This is a genomic window from Kribbella steppae, assembly GCF_004342025.1.
Lineage (GTDB): Bacteria > Actinomycetota > Actinomycetes > Propionibacteriales > Kribbellaceae > Kribbella > Kribbella steppae.
Genome location: NZ_SLWN01000007.1, coordinates 52,651 through 72,047 on the forward strand (window position 1 = coordinate 52,651; position 19,397 = coordinate 72,047).

The window sequence follows — 19,397 nt, forward strand, 5'->3', positions numbered from 1 at the left end:
ATGGCGGCACCACTGCTCGAGCTGAGTGACGTCTGTAAGTCGTTCGGCGCGACCGACGTACTGACCGATATCTCGCTGCGCGTGCAACCGGGTGAAGTGCTCTGTCTGCTCGGTGACAACGGCGCCGGCAAGTCGACCCTGATCAAGATCCTGTCCGGTGTTCACCAGCCGAGCTCGGGGGCGATCCGGGCCAATGGCGAGGCGGTCGTCTTCCGGAGCCCGCGGGATGCGAGTGGGCACGGCATCGCGACCGTCCACCAGTTCGGCGGCACGTTCCCGCTGATGTCGATCGGGCGCTCGTTCTTCGTCGGTTCCGAGCCGACCAAGTGGCGTGGACCGTTCCGTCGCTACGACCGGAGGTTCGCCGGCGGGGTCGCCGTCCGCGAGATGCAGGGTCTCGGCATCACCCGGGTGACCGACGGAGACCGCCTGGTCGGCGGGCTGTCCGGTGGCGAGCGGCAGGCGCTGGCGATCGCCCGGGCCGTGTACTTCGGCGCGAAACTGCTCATCCTCGACGAGCCCACTGCGGCACTCGGGGTGAAGGAGGCCGCCCACGTCCTGCGGATCATCATGCAGGCGCGCCAGAAGGGCATCGCGGTCGTGCTGGTCACGCACCACGTCACCCACGCGATGACGGTCGGCGACCACTTCGCCGTACTGATCCGGGGCTCGCTGGCCGCGGACTTCCGCAAGGGCGAACGGACCCGGGAAGAGATCACCGACCTGATGGCCGGTGGCGAGGCGATGGCCGAACTCGAGGCCGAGATCGAAGCATTCACGACCACCGAAGCGAAGGCAGGACAGCTGTGACCCAGAACTCCCTCGGCGTGGCGGTGATCGGTGCGGGCATGGTCGGCCGTGCGCATGCCGCGGGCTACCGCGCCGCGTCCCAGCTCTACGACCTCGACATGCCCGAGATCCGCCTGGTCGCGGTCGCCGACGCGCACGAACCGTTCGCCGTCGATGGCGCCAAGCGGTTCGGCTACCAGCGGGCGGAGACCTCCTGGCAGGCGATCGTCGACGCGCCGGACATCGACGTGGTTTCCGTTGCCATCGCCAACGAGTTGCACCGACCGGTGGTCGAAGCATTGCTTGCTGCGGGCAAACATGTGCTCTGCGAGAAGCCACTCGCACCCTCGGTCGACGACGCCAAGGCCATGGTCACCGCGGCCGAGGCTGCAGACACCGTGTCGGCCGTCGGCTTCTCGTTCCGTCGTACGCCGGGAATCAACGCCATCCGTGAACAGCTCGGAGCGATCGGGCCGGTGCGCCACTTCAACGGCCACTACTGGTGCGACTACGCCCAGAACCCCGGCAACCCGATGAGTTGGCGCTACAAGGGCGGTCCCGGTTCGGGCGCTCTCGCGGATATCGGCAGTCATATGGTCGATCTTGGCGAGTACTTGTGTGGCCCAATCGCCAGTGTCAGCGGTGCTGTCTTCCAGACGTTCACGACCGAGCGTCCGGTACCGCTGGGCGCCACCGTCGGGCACGCGGCAGGCGCTGTCGGCGACACGTTGGAGCCGGTCGAGAACGAAGACATCGCCACCTTCACGGCCACCTTCGCCAGCGGCGCGGTCGGTACGTTCTCGATCAGCCGGATCTCGCACGGCCTGCCGAACGGGCTCGGGTTCGAGATCTTCGCCGCCGACGGCGCCGCGGCCTTCGACCTGAACCGGCCGGGCGAGTTCACCTTCGCCGACCACGGTCCCGACGGCAAGACCAACGGCTTTCGTTCCGTGCTCATCGGTCCGCAGCACCCGGGGATCGACAAGGGCATCCCGATGGACTTCCCCTCGGTCGGCCACGGCCAGAACGAGCTGTTCGCCTGGCAGGCCCGCGCGTTCCTGGACCAGGTCGCGGGGACCGGCAAGCTCCCGCCGGTGCCGTCCCTGGCCGACGGTCTGCACAACCTCGAGATCCTCGCCGCCGTCACCCAGTCCGCGCTCAACCACGGCCAGGCCGTCTCCCTGATCTGAAAGGACCCTTCATGAAGCTCGGCGCCTACACCGCCTGCCTGCACGACAAGTCCCTCGACGAGGCGCTGGCGATCCTCCGCGACCTCGGCCTGACCAGCGTCGAGATCAACGCCGGCGGTTTCATCGGTACGCCGCACCTGCCGGTCGGGCAACTCCTGGAGAGCGCGTCGGCACGCGAGGAATACCTGGCCGTCTTCGAGAAGTACGGCATCGAACTCACCGCCCTGAACTGCAACGGCAACCCGCTTCACCCCGACCCCGAGATCACCCACGGCGACGACCTCAAACGCAGCATCGAACTGGCCGGCCTGCTCGGCATCAAGACCGTCATCACCATGTCCGGGCTCCCCGCGGCCGAGCCCGGCGGTACCCGGCCGTCCTGGACCGTCATCCCCTGGGACAGCGTCTACAAGGAGACCCTGGACTACCAGTGGGACGAGGTCGCCGTACCGTTCTGGACCGAGATCGAGGCGCTCGCCGCGGAGCACGACGTGCGCGTCGCGATCGAAATGCACCCGCACAACCTCGTCTTCAACCCGGCCACCTTGAAGCGACTCGTCGAGCGGACCAACGCCACCCACATCGGCGCGGAGCTGGACCCGAGTCACCTGTTCTGGCAGCACATCGATCCGGTGCAGGCGATCGAGGACCTGGGCGACCTCGTCTTCTTCGCCGCCGCGAAGGACACGCTCATCCACGACACCGCCGCGATCAACGGCGTACTGGACGACCGGTTCGAATGGATCCCGGCCGAGGAGAAGCCGCTCGGCCTCGGCGGTCGCTACACCGTCACCCGCTGGCCTGCCGTCCCGGGCTGGTCGTTCGTCGCCGTCGGTCGCGGCCACGACGTCGACTTCTGGGCCCGATTCCTGACCGCGCTGCACAAGGTCAACCCGCAACTGCCGGTGAACATCGAGCACGAGGACGCCTCGTTCGGCCAGATCGAGGGCCTGAAGTTCGCCGCCGACAACCTGATCACGGCCGCGGAGAAGGCCGGGGTCCTTGAATGAAGATTGCGCTCGACCCCTACATGTTCCGTACGACGCCACTGCTCGAGCTGCCCGGGCTCGTCGCCGACCTGGGCTACGAGTACATCGAGCTGTCACCCCGCGAGGACTTCACCCCGTTCTTCCTGCACCCCCGCGCGGACGACGCGACGGTGAAGGCGTTCAAGAAGGCCCTCGACGCGGCCGGGGTGAAGATCGCCTCCCACCTGCCGTTGTACCGCTGGTCCGGGCCCGACGAGGACGAGCGCCAGGCCGCGGTCCGGTACTGGAAACGCGCCATCCAACTCACCGTCGACCTCGACTGCCGGGTGATGAACTCCGAGTTCAACGGCCGGCCCGAACAGGCCAGCCGAAGTGAGGGGATGTTCTGGAAGTCGATGGCCGAACTCCTCCCGGTCTTCGAACGCGAAGGCGTGGAGTTGCGCCTCGAACCGCACCCTGACGACTTCATCGAAGACGGCCTCGTCGCCGTCGACATGATCCGCGGCATCAACAGCCCGCTGGTGTCCTTCCTCTACTGCGCCCCGCACACATTCCACATGGGCGGCAACATGGTCGAGATCATGCAGTACGCCGGCCAACTGCTGACCCAACTACACCTGGCGGACTCCTTCGACCATCGGGCCTCGTCCGGGCTGCGCTACATCGTCAACCCACCCGGATCGACCGCCCGGATCCACCAGCACCTCGACATCGGCCAGGGCGAGGTCGACTGGGACACCTTCTTCACCACGCTGGGCAAACTCGGCTTCGGCGACCGCGACGACACAATCATGACGTCCTGCGTCTTTGCCTGGGAGGACCGCGCCCGCGGCTCATCGACGTACATGCGGGAGACCATCGACCAGTATGTGAGCGCCTGGTGACGCGGGTCGGTCCGGATGGTGAGCGGGCCGAGATTTGTCGCCGGTGGCCAAGAATCGGTGTGTGACACTGCCGCTATGCCGATCGACCAGCAGCTTCTCCTGGCGTTCTTCGTGACCACCGTGATCGCGATGATCACGCCCGGACCGGACATGTTGTTCGTGCTCGGCTGTGGGATGCGCGGTGGGCCCCGGGCGGGCCTCCTCGCAACCGCGGGCGTCGCGACGAGCGAGGCGGTCCACGTCGCCGTGGCGGCCGCAGGGCTGGCTGCCCTGTTCCACGCGGCGCCGGTCGCGTTCACCGCCGTTCGGATCATCGGCGCCGCCTACCTCATCTATCTCGGCGTGCAGCTGATCCGCCACCGCAAGGACAGCGAGAAGGAGGGGCCGGCGACCGACGTCGGCGTCTCCGGGCGTCGTGCCTATCTCAGCGGGCTGACGACCAACCTGCTGAACCCGAAGATGGTCACGTTCACGATCGCTTTCCTGCCGCAGTTCATCAATCCGGACCTGGGCCGGGTGTGGCTGCAGTTCACGATCCTCGGCAGCATTCTGATCGCCCTGGAGTTCCTTGTGGACGGCACCGTCGGTGTGCTGGCCGGTCGCATCGGCGGCTGGCTGCGAACCCGCCGCGCAGCTCGCCGGCGCATCGACACCGCGACCGGAGGCATCTTCATCGGGCTCGGCGTCCGGCTGGCGCTCCAACGCTGATAGCCCCGGCGCGAGTACAGTCCCGTCGCATGGAGGAGGCGGCACCTGAGGTGCAGGAGCGGGTCAGGGACAGTTTCGAGCGCCAGGGGCTGATGCATCATCTGGGCGCCCGGCTCTCGGAGATCGCGCCCGGTCGGGTGCACATCGTGCTTCCCAGCCGGCCCGAGGTGACGCAGCAGCACGGGTACTTCCACGCGGGTGCCACCAGCGCGATCGCGGACAGCGCCGGTGGCTATGCGGCGTACACGCTGTTCCCCGAGGACAGCTCGGTGCTCACGGTCGAGTACAAGATCAACCTTCTGGCCCCTGCCGAAGGCGATCACCTCGAAGCAGTGGGGACTGTGCTGAGGTCTGGACGCACCCTGACCGTGTGCCGCCTGGAAGTCTTTGGTGTTCGGGCTGCGGAGAGGTCGCTGGTCGCGTCAGGTCAGCAGACGTTGATCTGCGTGGACAAGCGGCCGGAGCGCTAACTCGGCCAGCCCGTGTAGGACTCGGCGAGGAAGCTGCGGCCGTGGTCGGAGTCGACGACGGCCGACAGTTCGCCGAGTTGGCGTCGTACGTCGAACTCGGTCGCGTCCGGGACCGCGTGCAGCAGCGTCGTCATCCAGGCCGAGAAGTACTGCGCCTTCCACACCCGCGACAGCGCGCGTGGGGTGTAGGCGTCGAGGGCTGACTTGTCGTTCTTGAGTACGGCGCGCTCCAGCACCTCGGCCAGGACGCGTACGTCGGCGAGCGCGAGGTTGAGCCCCTTCGCACCTGTCGGCGGAACGGTGTGTGCGGCGTCCCCGGCCAGCAGCAGGTTCCCGTGGCGGATCGGCTCGCACACGTAGGAACGGAACGGCAGCACGGTCTTGCTGAAGATGCGGCCCTCCTTCAGCGTGAAGCCGTCCTCGCCGGCCAGGCGGGCCTGCAGTTCGGCCCAGATCCGGTCTTCGGACCAGTCGTCGACCGACTCCTCCGGTGAGCATTGGAAATACATCCGCTGCACCGAGTCGGTCCGTTGACTGATCAGGGCGAAGCCGCGGTCGGAGCGGGTGTAGATCAGTTCGGGTGCGCTCGGCGGCGCCTCGCACAGGATGCCGAACCAGGCGAACGGGTACTGCCGGAAGTACTCCTGGCGGTTCTCCACCGCCGACCGGGTCATACTCCGCGAGCCGTCGGCACCGACCAGTACGTCGCAGCGCACCTCGTGCTCGACACCGTCGACATCGGTGAACAGCATCCCCGGCTGGTCACTGGTCACGTCCACGACGGCGGTGTCGGTGACGCCGTACCGCACGTCGCCGCCGTCTCGCACGCGGGCGTTCGCGAGGTCGATGAAGACGTCGGTCTGCGGATAGAGCCAGGTGGATGCGCCGACCAGCGCCTGGAAGTCGATCCGGTGACTCACTCCGCCGAAACGCAACTCGATCCCGCGATGCTCGTGACCATCGTGCAGCACCCGATCGGAGACGCCCGACTCCACCAGTAGCCGGACGCTGTCACGCTCCAGGATTCCCGCGCGATGGGTGTGCTCGATCTCGTCCCGGCTGCGCGTCTCGATCACCACCGAGTCGATGCCGGAGACCTGCAGCAGGTGGGACAACATCAGACCGGCCGGCCCACCGCCGACAATGCCAACCGAGGTACGCCCGTGCTTCATGAGCTCTCCTCGAGTACGGCGTTCGCGACCGCGAAGGCGTGGTTCGCTGCCGGGACGCCGCAGTACACGGCGGTCTGCAGGATGATCTCGGCGATCTCGTCGCGGGTCAGGCCGTTGCGGAGCGCGGCCCGGAGGTGGAGTTCGAGCTCCGACCAGTGGCCGTGGGCAATCAATGCGGTGAGCGTGATGAAGCTGCGGTCGCGCCGCTCGAGCCCTGGCCGGGTCCAGATCTCACCCCAGGCGTAGCGGGTGATGAAATCCTGGAAGTCGGTCGTGAGGTCGGTCTTCGCTGCTTCGGCGCGGTCGACATGGGGGTCGCCGAGGACTTCCCGTCGTACCGTCATGCCCTCGTCGTACGTCATCGCGCACCTCGTTGGGTTGTGAAGAACGCCCTGAGCAGGGTCGCCACGGCGTGCGGATCCTCGGCCGCCGGCAGGTGTCCGCAGCCGGCCAGCTCGATGCCGGCGCTGCTCACGACCGAGTCGTGCTCGCCGACGGCGACCAGCACCGGCACCTTTGCGTCGTGGTCACGTACGTCGAACTCGGCGAGGGCGTCGCAGACGAGTGCGTAGGAGCCTGGGTCGGCGTCGAGCAATGACGTGAGCAGCGCGCCGGCGATCTCGGGCCGCCGGTCCGTGAAGCCGGGTGCGAACCACCGCTCGGCCGAGCCGGACACCATGACGCCGGTCCCGGCACGGCGGACCAACTCGGCCCGTTCCCGCCAGGCCTGCGCGTCGCCGATCTTGGGCGCCGTCGCCAGCGCGGCGACCGCACCGAACGGTCCGGGGTCGAGGGCGAGCTGCAAACCCACGGCCCCGCCGACGGAGATGCCGGCATACCAGGCGTCCCGGCCATCTGGAATCTCACGTACGGCGGACGCCAAGTCAGCGATCGTGAACGGCTCCGACGCAGAACGGCTCCGGCCGTGTCCCGGCAGATCCCACCCGACCACCTCGAAGTCGCCGAGTCGTCGCGCGCATTCACCCCACAACGCCTCGACCGACGTACCGAGCGACGGCCCGACCACAAGCAACTCGCCGACACCCGGCTCACCGGCGAGCCGGGTCGCGACAAGCTCAACCACGAGACTTCCAACGGGCGAGCGCAACATCGATCAGCGCGTCAGATGAGCCGAGGTAGGACGCAGGGTCGGGAGCGGCGGCTTCGGACTCCCGCTCGCTCGCGACGGAACCCCTTTCACTCAATAACTGATCAGCAGCCGACTCGGCGCGGCGGCGCATTGCGGCTGTGTCGACCTCGAGGCCGGCGACCAGTTCGGCGGACTGGCTGGATGCCGTCAGGGCGAGTTCGAGGAGCCGACGCAGCGCCGGCCACTCGGCGTGCCATGCTCCAGGCGACCGCTCGTCCTGACTGTCAGCAGCACACACATGTAACTGCGCACCTAACTGTGGCGCCTGCAAGGCAGCGCTCCGGACCAGCACACTCAGCACCGGGTTCTGCTTCTGCGGCATCGTCGACGATCCACCCCGACCAGCCGACGGCGCCTCCCGCACCTCCGCAATCTCCGGCCGCCCGAGCAACAACACGTCACCCGCGATATGCCCGAGCGCATCACACGTCTCCACCAGCGCGTCGCCGAGCCGCGTCACCGGCGTACGCCGCGTATGCCAACCGATCCCAGGCGCAACCAACCCCAAATCGTCAGCCAACGCACGCGCTGCGGCCAAGGGATCAGCCACCAACTCCCCCGCCAGCGCCAACGTCCCAGCCGCACCACCACACTGCACCGGAAGCACTACAGCACCCACCGCCGCCCGCGCATCCAGCACACCAGTCAGCCACTGAGCAGCCTTCAGCCCGAACGTCACCGGCACCGCGTACTGCGTCAACGTCCGACCGACCATTAGTGACTGACGATGCGCAGCTGCCAACCCGGCAAGCGAGTCAGCAAGTTTGCCAAGATCACTTGTCATACGAGTTACCACGTCACGCGCCAGCAGCATCATCGCCGTATCGAGCACGTCCTGACTGGTCAGCCCGCGATGAACGTCCTCCCCCAACTCAGCCCGCAGCGCCCGCACCAACGGCAGCACCGGATTGCCGCCCGACTCGACCTCGGCCACATCCAGGACAACCGGCTTCTCGACGGTGCCGGACCCACCGAGGACCCGCAGCCACGCCTCCTCGACCCGGACCATCCCCGCCACCAGCGCATCGTCGTCGACCACACCGGCCGCGCGATGTGATCCGGGCTCGAGCAGCGATGCCATCAGGAACGCCCCGGATACGTCAGAAAGACCGTCTCGCGCGGCCCTTGCAGATGGACGTCGAACCGCAGACTCCCGTCCTCCTCGCGTACGGCGACCAGCGTCGTCCGATCCGCCTCGTCCAGCCCGGACAGCAACGGATCGCCGGTGAGATCCCCCGGCAGGTAGATCCGCGTGAACAGCCGATTCAGCAGACCACGAGCGAAGACCGTCACCGCGAAGAAGGCAGGTGCACCCGGCCGCGTCGGTCCCGGCTCGACCGTGCTGAACCAGTACTGCCCGTTCGGGTCTGTGTTGCTGCGTCCCCAGCCGGTGAACCCCGCGCCGTCCCGACGGAGCGACCCTTCGACCAGAGGGACCACTCCTGAGGCGTCAGCCTGCCGGATCTCGAGCAGCGCATCGGGCATCCCGCTGCCGTCACCGTCGTACACGTAGCCGTGCAACCACACCGAGCCCGGGCTTCCCCGTCGTACCAACTCCCGATCGCCGGGGTAGGGCAGGGCGTAGTGGAAGAAGGGACCGACGGTCTGACCGGGGGTCGCGACGAGGTCAGCCATGGTCGTCCTCCTGCTCCATCGGCGTCGTGTGACTGCCCGTCAGCACGATGTCCCAGCGATACCCCATCAACCACTCGTGCTGGGAGAGATCGTGCTCGTACGTCGCGATCAGCCGGTCGCGAGCGCTCTGATCGGGGATCGACTGCAAGATCGGATCCAGCGCGAACAGCGGGTCGCTCGGGAAGTACATCTGGGTGACCATGCGCTGGGTGAAGTCCGTGCCGAACAGCGAGAAATGGATGTGCGCCGGCCGCCAGGCGTTCCGGTGATTGCGCCACGGATAGGGCCCAGGCTTGATCGTCGTGAACGAGTAGCACCCGTCGTCATCAGTGAGGCAACGCCCCACACCAGTGAAATGCGGGTCCACCGGTGCCGGGTGCTGATCGTCCTTGTGGATGTACCGGCCGGCCGCGTTGGCCTGCCAGATCTCGACCAGTTGACGCCGTACCGGACGGCCGTCGCCGTCGACGATCCGGCCGCGCAGCAGGATGCGCTCGCCGATCGGTTCGCCACCGCGCTGGATCGTCAGATCGGACTCCAGCGCACCTACATCCGAGTGACCGAACACCGGCGCGACCAGCTCCGCCCCCTCGGGATCGGCACGCCGCAACTCCTTGGTCGGATGCCGCAACAAGGTGCTCCGGTACGGCGCGAAGCCGAGCCGCGGCTGGTCGTCGCCGGCCCGTCGGTCGGCGTGGAACTTCTCGATCTCTTCGCTGATGGCGTGCTGGCTGGGCAGGTCGTCGGGTTCGGCTGTCACCTGTTCAGGCTAAGAGCCACACCACCCGTCGCAGATCGTCAACTTCCACTGGCCGGAAGGTCCGCACTCTAAATGGGGTCCGGCACCCATCTATGCGGCCGCCGAGTCCGAATCCCTTTCATGCGCATCAGTTCGAGACTTGCAGCAGCCGCCGGCGGCGTTGTCGCGGCGGGTACGGCGCTGGCCGTCGGCTATCTGGTCGCGGCAGTGACCGGTGGCCCGTGGCCGGTCGACGCGGTCGGCGTGCAGGTCATCGACTGGGCGCCGGGGCCGGTGAAGGATTTCGCCGTCCGCGAGTTGGGTACGGCGGATCGCCCACTCCTCCGGGTGGGCATCTGCGCGGTGCTGGCGATCGTGGCTGCGGTCGCCGGTGTGATCGGGGTGACGCGACCGAGAACCGGCCGCCGGCAGTTGGTCGCTGTCGGCATCGCGGCGGCGCTCGGGCTGGTCGGGCTGGTGTTCGCCATCGTCAGCCGTTCGGCGGCTACGGGGGTCGCCGAACGGCTGCTACCGGCCATCGTCACCCTGATCACAGCCGTTGCAGCAATGGCCCTGGTCGTCCGCTCACCCGGCGGCCCGAAGGCCACGCAGCCGGATGGGTTCGACCGGCGCCGCTTCATGCTCACCGTGTCAGCCTTGGCTGTCGTCGGGACCGGCGCCTTCGCGACCACCCGGGTGGCGTCCTTCGGACCCGGTGAAGCGGTGCGTGCCAAGATCCGCATCCCGCGACCGACCGAGGCCGCGCGACCACTCCCGTCCGGCGTGCAGGTCGACGTACCGGGAGTGAGCCGGTTCGTCACGCCGAATCCCAAGTTCTACCGGGTCGACACGTTGCTGGAAGTGCCACGGATCGACCCGGCCGACTGGGAGTTGCGCATTCGCGGCATGGTCAACAAGGAGCTTCGGCTGTCGCTCCCGGATCTGCTGGACCGGCGGCTCATCGAGCGAGACATCACCCTGACCTGCGTGTCGAACGAGGTCGGCGGTCCGTACGTCGGCAATGCCCGCTGGATCGGCGTACCGATCGCCGATGTCCTCGCCGAAGCCGGCGTACGCGCCGGAGCGGACGCGGTGAAGTCCACCAGCATCGACGGGCTCACCATCGGCACTCCGCTGAGCGCACTCACCGACGGCCGCGACGCGATCTTCGCGGTGGCGATGAACGGCGAACCGCTGCCGTTCGAGCACGGTTTCCCGGTGCGGATGGTCGTCCCGGGTCTCTACGGCTACGTGTCGGCGACGAAGTGGATCGTCGACTTCGAGGTGACCCGGTTCCAGGACTTCAGCGCGTACTGGACCGATCGCGGCTGGGCGGTCGAGGCACCGATCAAGACAGCGTCGCGGATCGACGTACCCAAAGGGTTCGCGACCATCAAGGCCGGCCCGGCGATCGCGGCCGGCGTCGCCTGGGCCCAGCACCGCGGCATCGCCAAGGTCGAGGTCCAGGTCGACGACGGTCCCTGGCGACCCGCCGTCCTGGCCACCGAAGACACCATCGACACCTGGCGGCAATGGAGATTCCGATGGACAGCCACCCCTGGCACCCACAAACTCACCGTCCGGGCCACCGATGCCGACGGCTTTGTTCAGACCTCCCGGTCGACCCCGCCCCGCCCCGATGGCTCCAGTGGCCTGCACAACACCGTCGTCATGGTCGATTGAAAAGTCCACCCATCCGGTGGCGGTGCGGTTCCGAAGTACTCCTGTCACACCCCTTGAGAAAGAGAAACCGTCATGCGTAAGCACATCGGTATCGCCCTGTCCGCCCTGGGCCTCGTCTTCGCAGCGACCGCCTGCGGCAGCGACGACGACTCCGGCGCAGCCGGTACGGCCGCCGCCCAGACCCCGAGCACGGCGCCGTCGATGGCCGGCGCCTCCGGGCTCGTCGGTCCCGGCTGCGCCGACTACGCGAAGGCCAACCCCAGCGGCGCCGGCTCCATCGACGGCATGGCCGCCGCGCCGCTGGCCACCGCCGCCTCCGGCAACCCACTGCTGACGACCCTCGTCTCGGCGGTATCAGGCAAGCTGAACCCGAAGGTCGACCTGGTGTCCACGCTGAACGGCGGTGAGTTCACCGTCTTCGCCCCGGTCGACACGGCGTTCGCGAAGATCCCGGCGGCCACCATCAACACCTTGAAGACCGACGACGCCCTGCTGAGCAAGATCCTCACCTACCACGTGGTTCCCGGACAGCTCGACCCAGCGGCCGTTGTGGGCAAGCATGTGACTGTGGAGAAGCAGGAGGTCACCATCACCGGTTCGGGCGACAGCCTCAAGGTGAACGACGCGACAGTCATCTGCGGCGGCGTCAAGACAGCCAACGCCACCGTCTACCTGATCGACTCCGTCCTGATGCCGCCGGCTGCCTGATCATGCCCGCACCCACCCCACTGCCTTGGCCCGGCGGGTCCAGTACCCAGCCGGGCGAGGTCAGTGACGGCGATCTCCTGGTCCGGACCGCCCGCGGTGACACGGCAGCGTTCAGCACGCTGTACGACCGTGTCACGCCGTGGGTGTTCGGCCTGGTACGACGGATCTTGCGCAACCCGGCGCAGTCGGAAGAGGTGACCCAGGAGGTCATGCTCGACGTCTGGCGGACCGCGACCCGGTACGACGCCGCCCGCGGTTCGGCGCACTCGTGGATCCTTACGATCGCCCACCGCCGGGCCGTCGACCGGGTCCGCTCCGAACAGGCCGCCGCGGATCGCACCGACCTCGTCGGCGCCCGATCCACCGAGATCGACTTCGACCAGGTCTCCGACACCGTCACCACCCGGCTCGAGGTCGAGCAGGTACGCCGGTGCCTCGACACGCTGACCGATTTACAACGGGAGTCGATCGCGCTGGCCTACTACGAGGGGTACACCTACCCAGAGGTCGCCCAGCGACTCGATGCGAAACTGCCGACCGTCAAGGCGAGAATGCGCGACGGCCTGATCCGGCTCCGCGATTGCCTCGGAACCACCAAGGGGGCAACGGCATGACCGAACCCGACGTGCACACCCTCACCGGCCCCTACGTCCTCGACGCGCTGCCGGAGGACGAACGCGCACGCTTCGAGCAGCACCTCACCGAGTGCGGTTTCTGCACCAACGAGGTCGCCGAGCTCCGCGGTGCAGCGGTCAAACTCGCCACCCAGGTGGCGACCCCACCACCGCCGGCCCTCAAGGCGGACGTGATGTCCGCGATCGAGCAGATCCGCCAGCTGCCTCCGCTCGTCCCCGGCGCCACGGACGAGGTGGCCCGCCGCCGCTTCAGCCGTCGTTCCGTCCTCACGCTCGCCGCCGCGGCTCTCGGGGTCGCGGCCAGTGGCGGCATCGCGATCGACCAGTACCGCGACAAGCAGGAAGTCATCCAGGCCAACGAGCGCATGGCCGCCGTACTCGCGGAACCCGATGCCCGCACTGTCCACGGCGCGGTGAAGGGCGGTGGTCAGGCCACGGTCGTGACGTCGGCCGAAGCCGACGCCGCAGTCGTCGTACTCCGCGACCTGCCGAGACTCCCGGCCAACCGCACCTGGCAGCTCTGGATGATCGACCCGAACCGCACTGCTCACTCCGTCGGCCTGGCGTCCGGCGACCTCACCACGGTCGTCGAGGGCTCCGTGACCGGCTCGGTCGCCTTCGGTCTCACCGTCGAACCCACCGGCGGATCGCCCGAGCCAACCCTCCCGGCTGCCGCGTTGCTCCCGACGGCCTGAGTCAGCGAAGCTCGAAGCCGAGGCGGTGAAGGGCGTCGCGAAGGTGTTCGCGGCCCTTCAAGCCGCCGACGGTTCCGAAGCGGGTGGCAACTCGCTGAAACCAGCTCTCGGGCAGGCCGGCCTGGGAGTAGAAGGTGTTGAGGACCTCGTCGTACCCCTTCAGGTGGGCGGCTTGTAGCTCGTAGGTCTCGTGATGCAGCACCACCTGCTGCGGCAAGCGCGGTTTGACGGCTGTCTCGTCGAAGCGATCCGGGTGGCCGACGACGAACTGCTGATCACACTTCCGGGGACAAAGTCATCGCGATGCTCCTGTGGGCTGGCGTTGGCCGGTGCCGTGGATGCCGTGCTGGTCGATGCGGGACAACTCTTCCTCGGTCAGCGGCGGGAAATCGAGAGCGGCGACGTTGTGGTCGAGTTGTGCGGTCGAGCTCGCGCCGATCAACGCGGTGGTGATCTCGGGTTGCCGCAGTACCCACTGCAGAGCCAGCTGGGCGAGCGATTGCCCACGCTGCTTGGCGATCTCGTTGAGTGCGGCGGCCCGCTCGCGGTAATGCTCATCGAGCTGGTCGGGTTTCAGAAAGGCGCTCGCCGCAGCTCGGGCACCCGCCGGGATGGTGCCGTCGAGGTACTTGTCGGTCAGCAGTCCCTGCGCCAACGGGCTGTAGGCAACGAGTCCGAACCCGTCCTCGGCCGCCAGCTTCAGCAGTCCGCTGGTCTCCGGCGTACGGTCGAAGATGGAGTAGCGCGGCTGGTGCACGAGCAGCGGTACGCCGGCCTGCCGCAGCAACTCGGCCACCTCGTGCGCGCGCTCAGCCGGGTAGTTGGACACACCGACGTACAGCCCGCAGCACCTGCCCGAACACCTTCTCCGCGCCCCGATGCGGCGGTCCGTACCGGTTCGCGTTGTCGAAGTGGGTGATGCCCAGGTCGAACGCGTGCAGCACGATCTCGCGCTGCGTCCCGAACGGGTAGTCGGTGCCGAACTTCTGCCACAACCCCAGCGACAGCGCCGGCAGGTCGAGCCCCGAGTCACCGGCCCGCCGGTACTCGAGCCGCTCGTACCGCTCCTCCGCCGCCCGGTAAGTGCTCTCGTAGGTCATGCGACGACAGTAATGTCTACCGGTCGACTGGAGATTACGTCTCAGAGAGCGGGATCGCCCAACCCAGGACAAGGGCTTGACATGTTTGCGCAACTTGCCGCAACATTGCCGAAACCTTGGACATCCACCCGGGAGCCGATCCGTGAACCCAACCCTGACCGACGTCGCGCAGCGCGCGGGTGTCTCGCTGTCGACCGCGTCACGCGCCTTCAGCGACCCGGACCGGATCGGCCGGGACACCCTGCGCCGGATCATCACCGCCGCGGAGGAGATCGGGTACGTCGCCTCGTCCGGCCGCCGGTCGCGGTCCGCGACGCTGCCGACCCGCTCGGCCACGGTGGCGATGATCGTCCCGGACATCGGCAACCCGGTGTTCGCCAGCTTCGTCAAGGCCGCCCAGGCGCACGGGTGGAACCGGCGGCAGACCATCGTGCTGACCGACACCGACGGCAGCCCGGACCGCGAGCGCGAGATCCTCGGCGAACTGCAGGAGCGGGTCGACGGCTTCATCGTCTGCTCGCCCCGACTGCCGGCCCACGACATCGTCGAGCTGTGCGGCGACACGCCACTCGTCCTGGTCAACCGCACCTCGGACGAGACCAACAGCGTCGTCCCCGATGCGGCCGACGGCCTGCGGCAGGCCCTCGAATACCTGCGCGTCCTCGGTCACGAGCACGTCGCCTATGCCCAGGGTTCGCCGCTGTCCTGGTCGAACCAGAACCGGGTCGAAGCCCTCCAGCGACTCGCGGACGAAGCGGACATCGACCTCGAACTTCTCGGCTGGCAGGCCGAAACGATGGCCGGCGGTCAGGCCGCGGCCGCCAGCGTGGTCGCCTCCGGGGCCACCGCCGTGATCGCCCACAACGACCTGATGGCACTCGGCATCATGTCCGGAGCGGCAGCGCTCGGCGTGGAAGTCCCCACCGACCTCAGCATCGTCGGCATCGACGACACCCCGTTGGCCGAAGTGAGCCGGCCCACGCTGACGAGCATCCAGACCCCGATGTCGCGCGCCGGCGTGATGAGCGTCGACATGCTGCACCAGAACCTGACCGCCGAGGCACCGATAGCCCCACGATCGGTAACGCTGCCCACGCAGCTCGTGGTCCGCCAGAGCACCGGCCCTGTCTCCGGCTGGACTCCGGCCCGTCGCGGACGGAGCGACGCATGAGAGTCGTCATCACCGACCCGAACCTCCGGCCGCTCAGCGATGAGCTCGAGTCACTGCTGCCCGTAGGCACCGAGACAGTCTGGGCAACAACATCGGATGCAGTTCTCGAGGCCCTCGTTGACGCCGATGTCCTCGTCGGTCCGGCGTTCACCCAGGAGATGGCGGAGATCGCGCCGGGCATCCGGCTCGTCCAGGTCGCGGGCGCCGGCACGGACCGTATCGACGCGAAAGCCCTCGATGGCATCATCCTCGCGAACACCTACAACCACGAGAACTCGATCGCCGAGTACATCGTCTGGGCCCTGATCGCGCTCCGCCGCCAGCTTCCGCAGGCCGACGCCGCCCTCCGCCAGGGCCGCTGGCTCTCCCCGGTGTACGACGCCGCCCTCCCCCAACCGCATTCGCTGGCAAGTGCATCGATCGGCTTCGTCGGTCTCGGCCACATCGGCCGCGCAGCCTGGCGCGTCCTGCGTGCCTTCGGCGCTGAAGGCCAAGCGGTGACAGGATCAGGCCGAGCCGACGCCGACGGCCTCAACTGGGCCGGAGACACCTCCCAACTCTCCCGCCTGCTGAACGAATCCGACGCTGTCGTCGTCTCCGCCCCACTGACCGACGCCACCCGCGGCATCGTCGGCGCCGCCGAACTCAAGACGCTCGGCCGCGACGGCGTACTGGTCAACGTGGCCCGCGGTCCGCTCGTCCAGGAACAGGCCCTGTACGACGCTCTGCGCGACAGGACCATCCGCGGCGCCGCCCTCGACGTCTGGTACTCCTACCCAAGCCCCGACGGCCAGGGCAAGCCCGCCACCGCACCCTTCGGCGAGCTCGACAACGTCCTGCTGACTCCGCACGTGTCCGGGATCACCCGGCAGACCTTCCTCGGCCGTGTCCAGGACATCGCGGCCAACATCACTGCTCTTGCCCAGGGCAACGAACTGCGCAACGTCGTACAACTCTGAAGGTTCTCTTATGACCGATCGCATCATCGGGGCCGAGGTCATCGTCACCAGCCCCGGCCGCAACTACGTCACCCTCAAACTCCAGACCGCCGACGGCCTCGTCGGGTACGGCGACGCCACCGTCAACGGCCGTGAGCTCGCCGTCGCGTCCTACCTGCGCGACCACATCAACCCGTTGCTGGTCGGCATCGACCCGGCTCAGATCGAGGACACCTGGCAGTACCTGTACCGCGGGGCGTACTGGCGCCGCGGGCCGATCACGATGGCTGCCATCAGCGCCGTCGACCTCGCCGTGTGGGACATCAAGGGCAAGGCTGCCGGCATGCCCGTGTACCAGTTGCTCGGCGGTGCAGTACGCGACCGAATTCTCGCCTACACCCACGCATCGGCCTGGGAGCTCCCCGAGCTGCTCGACACCGTGGATGCCCGCCGCCAGGACGGATTCCGGGCAGTCCGGGCGCAATCCGGCGTACCAGGTCTGGAGACCGTGTACGGCGTTCATCGCGACGCCCATGACTACGAGCCGGCCAGCCGCGGCACGGCTCCGGTCGTCGAATCATGGGACACCGACGCGTATCTGCGTCACGCCCCGTCCGTGCTGACCGCGGTCCGCGAGCACGTCGGTCCTGAGCTGGCGCTGTTGCACGATGCTCATCACCGGCTCACCCCGCAGCAGGCAGCACGGCTCGGGAAGGAACTCGAGCCGGCGGACCTCTTCTGGCTCGAGGACGTCACGCCGGCGGAGAACCAGGATGCCTTGCGCCTCGTCCGTCAGCACACGACCACACCGCTGGCGATCGGCGAGGTCTTCAACACCATCTACGACTGCAAGGATCTGATCACCGAGCAGTTGATCGACTTCATCCGGGTCGCGGCCGCGCACGCGGGCGGCATCAGCCACCTGCGCAAGATCTTCGCGCTGGCCGATGTGTACCAGGTCCGGGCGGCACCGCACGGGCCGTCCGACGTCTCGCCGGTCTCCTTCGGTGCGAGCGTCCACCTCGGTCTGTCGACGCACAACTTCGCCATCCAGGAGTACATGGGCTACGACCCACTGGCCCACGAGGTGTTTCCGCACTCCTGGTCCTTCAGCGACGGCTACCTCCACCCGGGCGAAGCACCGGGCCTGGGCGTCGAGGTCGACGAGCAACTGGCCGCCAAGTTCCCCTACGAGCCCGCCTACCTGCCCGTTGCGCGCACTCTCGACGGCGCCATGACCGACTGGTGATCGACTTGCCTCCGACCCTGAGCCGCCGTTCCGTTCCGCGGCACCTGCTCACCCTCGACCACAAGCCGTCCACCACCGGCATCGTCCATCTGGGACTCGGCAACTTCCACCGCGCGCACCAAGCGGTCTACACGGCCCGAGCCGGCGACTGGGGAATCCTCGGCGTTGCCAGCCGGTCGGCATCGGTTGCTGATGCTCTGAATGATCAGGACGGTCTCTACTCCGTACTGGAACTATCACCCGACGGTTCGTCCATCAGCGTTCCCGGCGTCCACACCGGCGCCATCGTCGCCGCCCACGATCCCGCGGCCGTCGTCGCCGCGATCGCAGCCGAGGACACCCGCATCGTGTCCCTGACGGTGACCGAGCACGGGTACTGCATGGACCCGAGCAGCCACCGACTCGCCCTCAACCACCCGGGCATCGTTGGCGACCTTGAAAGCAGCACGCCTGTCACCGTCATCGGCCAGATCGCCCGCGCGCTCGAACACCGGGCCACCACGCATCGCCGCCCGATCACCGTGCTCAGCTGCGACAACATGCAGTCGAACGGGACACAGACCCGCGGCCTGATCCTGGAGTTTCTCCAGGCGGCGAACAGCCGGGCCGTCGACTGGGTCGCCGAGCACGTCACCTTCCCGAACTCGATGGTCGACCGGATCGTGCCAGCGACCACGGAGGCCTACCGCGCGACGGCGTACGAGCTTCTTGGCATCGACGACCGCAGCCCGGTCCCGGCCGAGCCGTTCACGATGTGGGTGATGGAGGACCGCTTCGCCGCCGGGCGTCCGGCGTGGGAGCGGGCCGGTGCGGTCTTCTCCGACGAGGTCGAGGCGTACGAACTGATCAAGCTGCGGCTGCTCAACGGCACCCACTCGCTGATCGCCTACCTCGGTGCACTGGACGGTCGCGCGACCATTCCCGAGTCGCGTGCCCAGGACTTCATCGAGTACGCCGCACGCGCCGTACTCGAGGACGAATACCTGCCCAGCATCGCCCTGCCGCACGGCTTCGACGTCGAGGCGTACGTCGAATCACTCTTCCAGCGGTGGTCGAACGGCGCCCTCGGCCATCGGACTCAGCAAGTCGGCACCGATGGGTCCGTCAAGCTCCCACAACGTGTTCCACAGCCGGCGCTCCGGCTGCTGGACCAAGGCGTCATGCCCGAACACCTCGCCCTGACGATCGCCGCCTGGCTGTGCTGCGTCGTACCGCTGCCAGGCTTCGATCCCGGCCCGCACGCCCACGCGATGGTCGACCCCGCCCGCTCGCGGCTCGGCGAACTCGCCGCAACAGCCGGGTCACGCGTGGACCTCGTCCGGAAAGCGTGCGCCGAGGTCTTCCCCACTGAGCTTGCTGAGAGCAACGAATTCGTCCAGCGCATCGCCGAGTACGTCGCCGTCATCTGCACCGACGGCGTCCGAGCCGCCGCCCGCAAGGCCGCACGCTCCCGCACCCCTCACCAGCCGCAGGCATCGCCCGCGGCCTGACG

At 68.0% G+C, this 19,397-nt stretch carries 21 protein-coding genes and 1 pseudogene; 14 read left to right on the plus strand and 8 right to left on the minus strand.

The genetic code is table 11. The annotated features are described in order from the left end of the window. The 6 genes from EV652_RS20665 to EV652_RS20690 all read left to right on the plus strand — a co-directional run bounded on the left by EV652_RS20665 (position 1) and on the right by EV652_RS20690 (position 5,030). Positions 1 to 810: an ATP-binding cassette domain-containing protein gene (locus tag EV652_RS20665; protein ID WP_132210834.1), complete on the plus strand. Its 810-nt coding sequence runs from the start codon at positions 1 to 3 to the stop codon at positions 808 to 810. Beyond that, positions 807 to 1,979 carry a Gfo/Idh/MocA family protein gene (locus EV652_RS20670; RefSeq protein ID WP_132210835.1) on the plus strand — a complete coding sequence of 391 codons (1,173 nt, stop codon included), beginning with the start codon at positions 807 to 809 and terminating at the stop codon, positions 1,977 to 1,979. Before EV652_RS20665 ends, EV652_RS20670 begins: the two co-directional genes overlap by 4 nt. Before the next feature lie 11 nt (positions 1,980 to 1,990). After that, on the plus strand, positions 1,991 to 2,989 hold the full coding sequence (locus tag EV652_RS20675; protein WP_132210836.1) for a sugar phosphate isomerase/epimerase family protein: 999 nt from the start codon (positions 1,991 to 1,993) through the stop codon (positions 2,987 to 2,989). Beyond that, complete coding sequence (locus EV652_RS20680; protein WP_132210837.1) at positions 2,986 to 3,852, plus strand: sugar phosphate isomerase/epimerase family protein; 867 nt, start codon at positions 2,986 to 2,988, stop codon at positions 3,850 to 3,852. The genes EV652_RS20675 and EV652_RS20680 overlap by 4 nt, the downstream gene beginning before the upstream one ends. A 75-nt stretch (positions 3,853 to 3,927) precedes the next feature. Continuing rightward, positions 3,928 to 4,560: a LysE family translocator gene (locus tag EV652_RS20685; RefSeq protein WP_132210838.1), complete on the plus strand. Its 633-nt coding sequence runs from the start codon at positions 3,928 to 3,930 to the stop codon at positions 4,558 to 4,560. A 29-nt stretch (positions 4,561 to 4,589) separates the two neighbouring features. Further along, entirely contained in the window at positions 4,590 to 5,030 is a 441-nt protein-coding gene (locus EV652_RS20690) for a PaaI family thioesterase (RefSeq protein WP_132210839.1), read from the plus strand. Here EV652_RS20690 and EV652_RS20695 read toward each other — a convergent pair. The 6 genes from EV652_RS20695 to pcaH are packed head-to-tail and all read right to left on the minus strand — an operon-like array spanning position 5,027 to position 9,747. After that, positions 5,027 to 6,202, minus strand: a complete 1,176-nt coding sequence (locus EV652_RS20695; protein ID WP_132210840.1) for a 4-hydroxybenzoate 3-monooxygenase — start codon at positions 6,200 to 6,202, stop codon at positions 5,027 to 5,029. The genes EV652_RS20690 and EV652_RS20695 overlap by 4 nt on opposite strands. Then, positions 6,199 to 6,564 (minus strand): 4-carboxymuconolactone decarboxylase, encoded by a 366-nt coding sequence (gene pcaC / locus EV652_RS20700; RefSeq protein ID WP_132210841.1) that lies wholly within the window; start codon positions 6,562 to 6,564, stop codon positions 6,199 to 6,201. The genes EV652_RS20695 and pcaC overlap by 4 nt, the downstream gene beginning before the upstream one ends. Next, positions 6,561 to 7,286, minus strand: a complete 726-nt coding sequence (locus EV652_RS20705) for an alpha/beta fold hydrolase (RefSeq protein WP_199238305.1) — start codon at positions 7,284 to 7,286, stop codon at positions 6,561 to 6,563. Before EV652_RS20705 ends, pcaC begins: the two co-directional genes overlap by 4 nt. Next, on the minus strand, positions 7,279 to 8,433 hold the full coding sequence (locus EV652_RS20710) for a lyase family protein (protein ID WP_132210843.1): 1,155 nt from the start codon (positions 8,431 to 8,433) through the stop codon (positions 7,279 to 7,281). Before EV652_RS20710 ends, EV652_RS20705 begins: the two co-directional genes overlap by 8 nt. Beyond that, positions 8,433 to 8,987 carry a protocatechuate 3,4-dioxygenase subunit alpha gene (gene pcaG, locus EV652_RS20715; RefSeq protein WP_132210844.1) on the minus strand — a complete coding sequence of 185 codons (555 nt, stop codon included), beginning with the start codon at positions 8,985 to 8,987 and terminating at the stop codon, positions 8,433 to 8,435. The genes EV652_RS20710 and pcaG overlap by 1 nt, the downstream gene beginning before the upstream one ends. After that, a complete protein-coding gene (pcaH, locus tag EV652_RS20720; protein WP_199238306.1) occupies positions 8,980 to 9,747 on the minus strand; it encodes a protocatechuate 3,4-dioxygenase subunit beta in 768 nt (255 codons plus the stop codon). Before pcaH ends, pcaG begins: the two co-directional genes overlap by 8 nt. Positions 9,748 to 9,867: 120 nt before the next feature. Between pcaH and EV652_RS20725 the strand changes: the two genes are divergently transcribed. The 4 genes from EV652_RS20725 to EV652_RS20740 all read left to right on the plus strand — a co-directional run bounded on the left by EV652_RS20725 (position 9,868) and on the right by EV652_RS20740 (position 13,447). Next, positions 9,868 to 11,409, plus strand: a complete 1,542-nt coding sequence (locus EV652_RS20725) for a molybdopterin-dependent oxidoreductase (protein WP_199238307.1) — start codon at positions 9,868 to 9,870, stop codon at positions 11,407 to 11,409. Between the two features lie 72 nt (positions 11,410 to 11,481). Next, positions 11,482 to 12,117 carry a fasciclin domain-containing protein gene (locus EV652_RS20730; RefSeq protein ID WP_132210846.1) on the plus strand — a complete coding sequence of 212 codons (636 nt, stop codon included), beginning with the start codon at positions 11,482 to 11,484 and terminating at the stop codon, positions 12,115 to 12,117. A gap of 2 nt (positions 12,118 to 12,119) precedes the next feature. Then, positions 12,120 to 12,731 (plus strand): ECF RNA polymerase sigma factor SigK, encoded by a 612-nt coding sequence (sigK, locus tag EV652_RS20735; RefSeq protein WP_132210847.1) that lies wholly within the window; start codon positions 12,120 to 12,122, stop codon positions 12,729 to 12,731. Continuing rightward, positions 12,728 to 13,447: an anti-sigma factor gene (locus EV652_RS20740; RefSeq protein WP_132210848.1), complete on the plus strand. Its 720-nt coding sequence runs from the start codon at positions 12,728 to 12,730 to the stop codon at positions 13,445 to 13,447. The genes sigK and EV652_RS20740 overlap by 4 nt, the downstream gene beginning before the upstream one ends. A 1-nt stretch (position 13,448) precedes the next feature. On the opposite strand, the gene EV652_RS20745 is transcribed toward EV652_RS20740, so the two are convergent. Beyond that, positions 13,449 to 13,664: a nitroreductase family protein gene (locus EV652_RS20745; RefSeq protein ID WP_158441206.1), complete on the minus strand. Its 216-nt coding sequence runs from the start codon at positions 13,662 to 13,664 to the stop codon at positions 13,449 to 13,451. A gap of 78 nt (positions 13,665 to 13,742) precedes the next feature. After that, positions 13,743 to 14,547 (minus strand): annotated as a pseudogene (locus EV652_RS20750) (aldo/keto reductase). 142 nt (positions 14,548 to 14,689) lie between these two features. Here EV652_RS20750 and EV652_RS20755 point away from each other — a divergent pair. The 4 genes from EV652_RS20755 to EV652_RS20770 are packed head-to-tail and all read left to right on the plus strand — an operon-like array spanning position 14,690 to position 19,395. Continuing rightward, positions 14,690 to 15,718 (plus strand): LacI family DNA-binding transcriptional regulator, encoded by a 1,029-nt coding sequence (locus tag EV652_RS20755; RefSeq protein ID WP_132210850.1) that lies wholly within the window; start codon positions 14,690 to 14,692, stop codon positions 15,716 to 15,718. Beyond that, positions 15,715 to 16,677 carry a 2-hydroxyacid dehydrogenase gene (locus EV652_RS20760; protein WP_132210851.1) on the plus strand — a complete coding sequence of 321 codons (963 nt, stop codon included), beginning with the start codon at positions 15,715 to 15,717 and terminating at the stop codon, positions 16,675 to 16,677. Before EV652_RS20755 ends, EV652_RS20760 begins: the two co-directional genes overlap by 4 nt. A 10-nt stretch (positions 16,678 to 16,687) precedes the next feature. After that, a complete protein-coding gene (manD, locus tag EV652_RS20765) occupies positions 16,688 to 17,905 on the plus strand; it encodes a D-mannonate dehydratase ManD (RefSeq protein WP_132210852.1) in 1,218 nt (405 codons plus the stop codon). Then, a complete protein-coding gene (locus tag EV652_RS20770; RefSeq protein WP_199238308.1) occupies positions 17,902 to 19,395 on the plus strand; it encodes a mannitol dehydrogenase family protein in 1,494 nt (497 codons plus the stop codon). Before manD ends, EV652_RS20770 begins: the two co-directional genes overlap by 4 nt. Positions 19,396 to 19,397: the final 2 nt, after the last annotated feature.

Excerpts from the sequence above, each read along its gene's own strand:
- EV652_RS20665 (WP_132210834.1), top strand. The coding sequence starts at position 1 with ATGGCGGCACCACTGCTCGAGCTGAGTGACGTCTGTAAGTCGTTCGGC.
- EV652_RS20675 (WP_132210836.1), top strand. The coding sequence starts at position 1,991 with ATGAAGCTCGGCGCCTACACCGCCTGCCTGCACGACAAGTCCCTCGAC.
- EV652_RS20680 (WP_132210837.1), top strand. The coding sequence starts at position 2,986 with ATGAAGATTGCGCTCGACCCCTACATGTTCCGTACGACGCCACTGCTC.
- EV652_RS20685 (WP_132210838.1), top strand. The coding sequence starts at position 3,928 with ATGCCGATCGACCAGCAGCTTCTCCTGGCGTTCTTCGTGACCACCGTG.
- EV652_RS20690 (WP_132210839.1), top strand. The coding sequence starts at position 4,590 with ATGGAGGAGGCGGCACCTGAGGTGCAGGAGCGGGTCAGGGACAGTTTC.
- EV652_RS20695 (WP_132210840.1), bottom strand. The coding sequence starts at position 6,202 with ATGAAGCACGGGCGTACCTCGGTTGGCATTGTCGGCGGTGGGCCGGCC.
- pcaC (WP_132210841.1), bottom strand. The coding sequence starts at position 6,564 with ATGACGTACGACGAGGGCATGACGGTACGACGGGAAGTCCTCGGCGAC.
- EV652_RS20710 (WP_132210843.1), bottom strand. The coding sequence starts at position 8,433 with ATGGCATCGCTGCTCGAGCCCGGATCACATCGCGCGGCCGGTGTGGTC.
- pcaG (WP_132210844.1), bottom strand. The coding sequence starts at position 8,987 with ATGGCTGACCTCGTCGCGACCCCCGGTCAGACCGTCGGTCCCTTCTTC.
- EV652_RS20725 (WP_199238307.1), top strand. The coding sequence starts at position 9,868 with ATGCGCATCAGTTCGAGACTTGCAGCAGCCGCCGGCGGCGTTGTCGCG.
- EV652_RS20730 (WP_132210846.1), top strand. The coding sequence starts at position 11,482 with ATGCGTAAGCACATCGGTATCGCCCTGTCCGCCCTGGGCCTCGTCTTC.
- sigK (WP_132210847.1), top strand. The coding sequence starts at position 12,120 with ATGCCCGCACCCACCCCACTGCCTTGGCCCGGCGGGTCCAGTACCCAG.
- EV652_RS20740 (WP_132210848.1), top strand. The coding sequence starts at position 12,728 with ATGACCGAACCCGACGTGCACACCCTCACCGGCCCCTACGTCCTCGAC.
- EV652_RS20760 (WP_132210851.1), top strand. The coding sequence starts at position 15,715 with ATGAGAGTCGTCATCACCGACCCGAACCTCCGGCCGCTCAGCGATGAG.
- manD (WP_132210852.1), top strand. The coding sequence starts at position 16,688 with ATGACCGATCGCATCATCGGGGCCGAGGTCATCGTCACCAGCCCCGGC.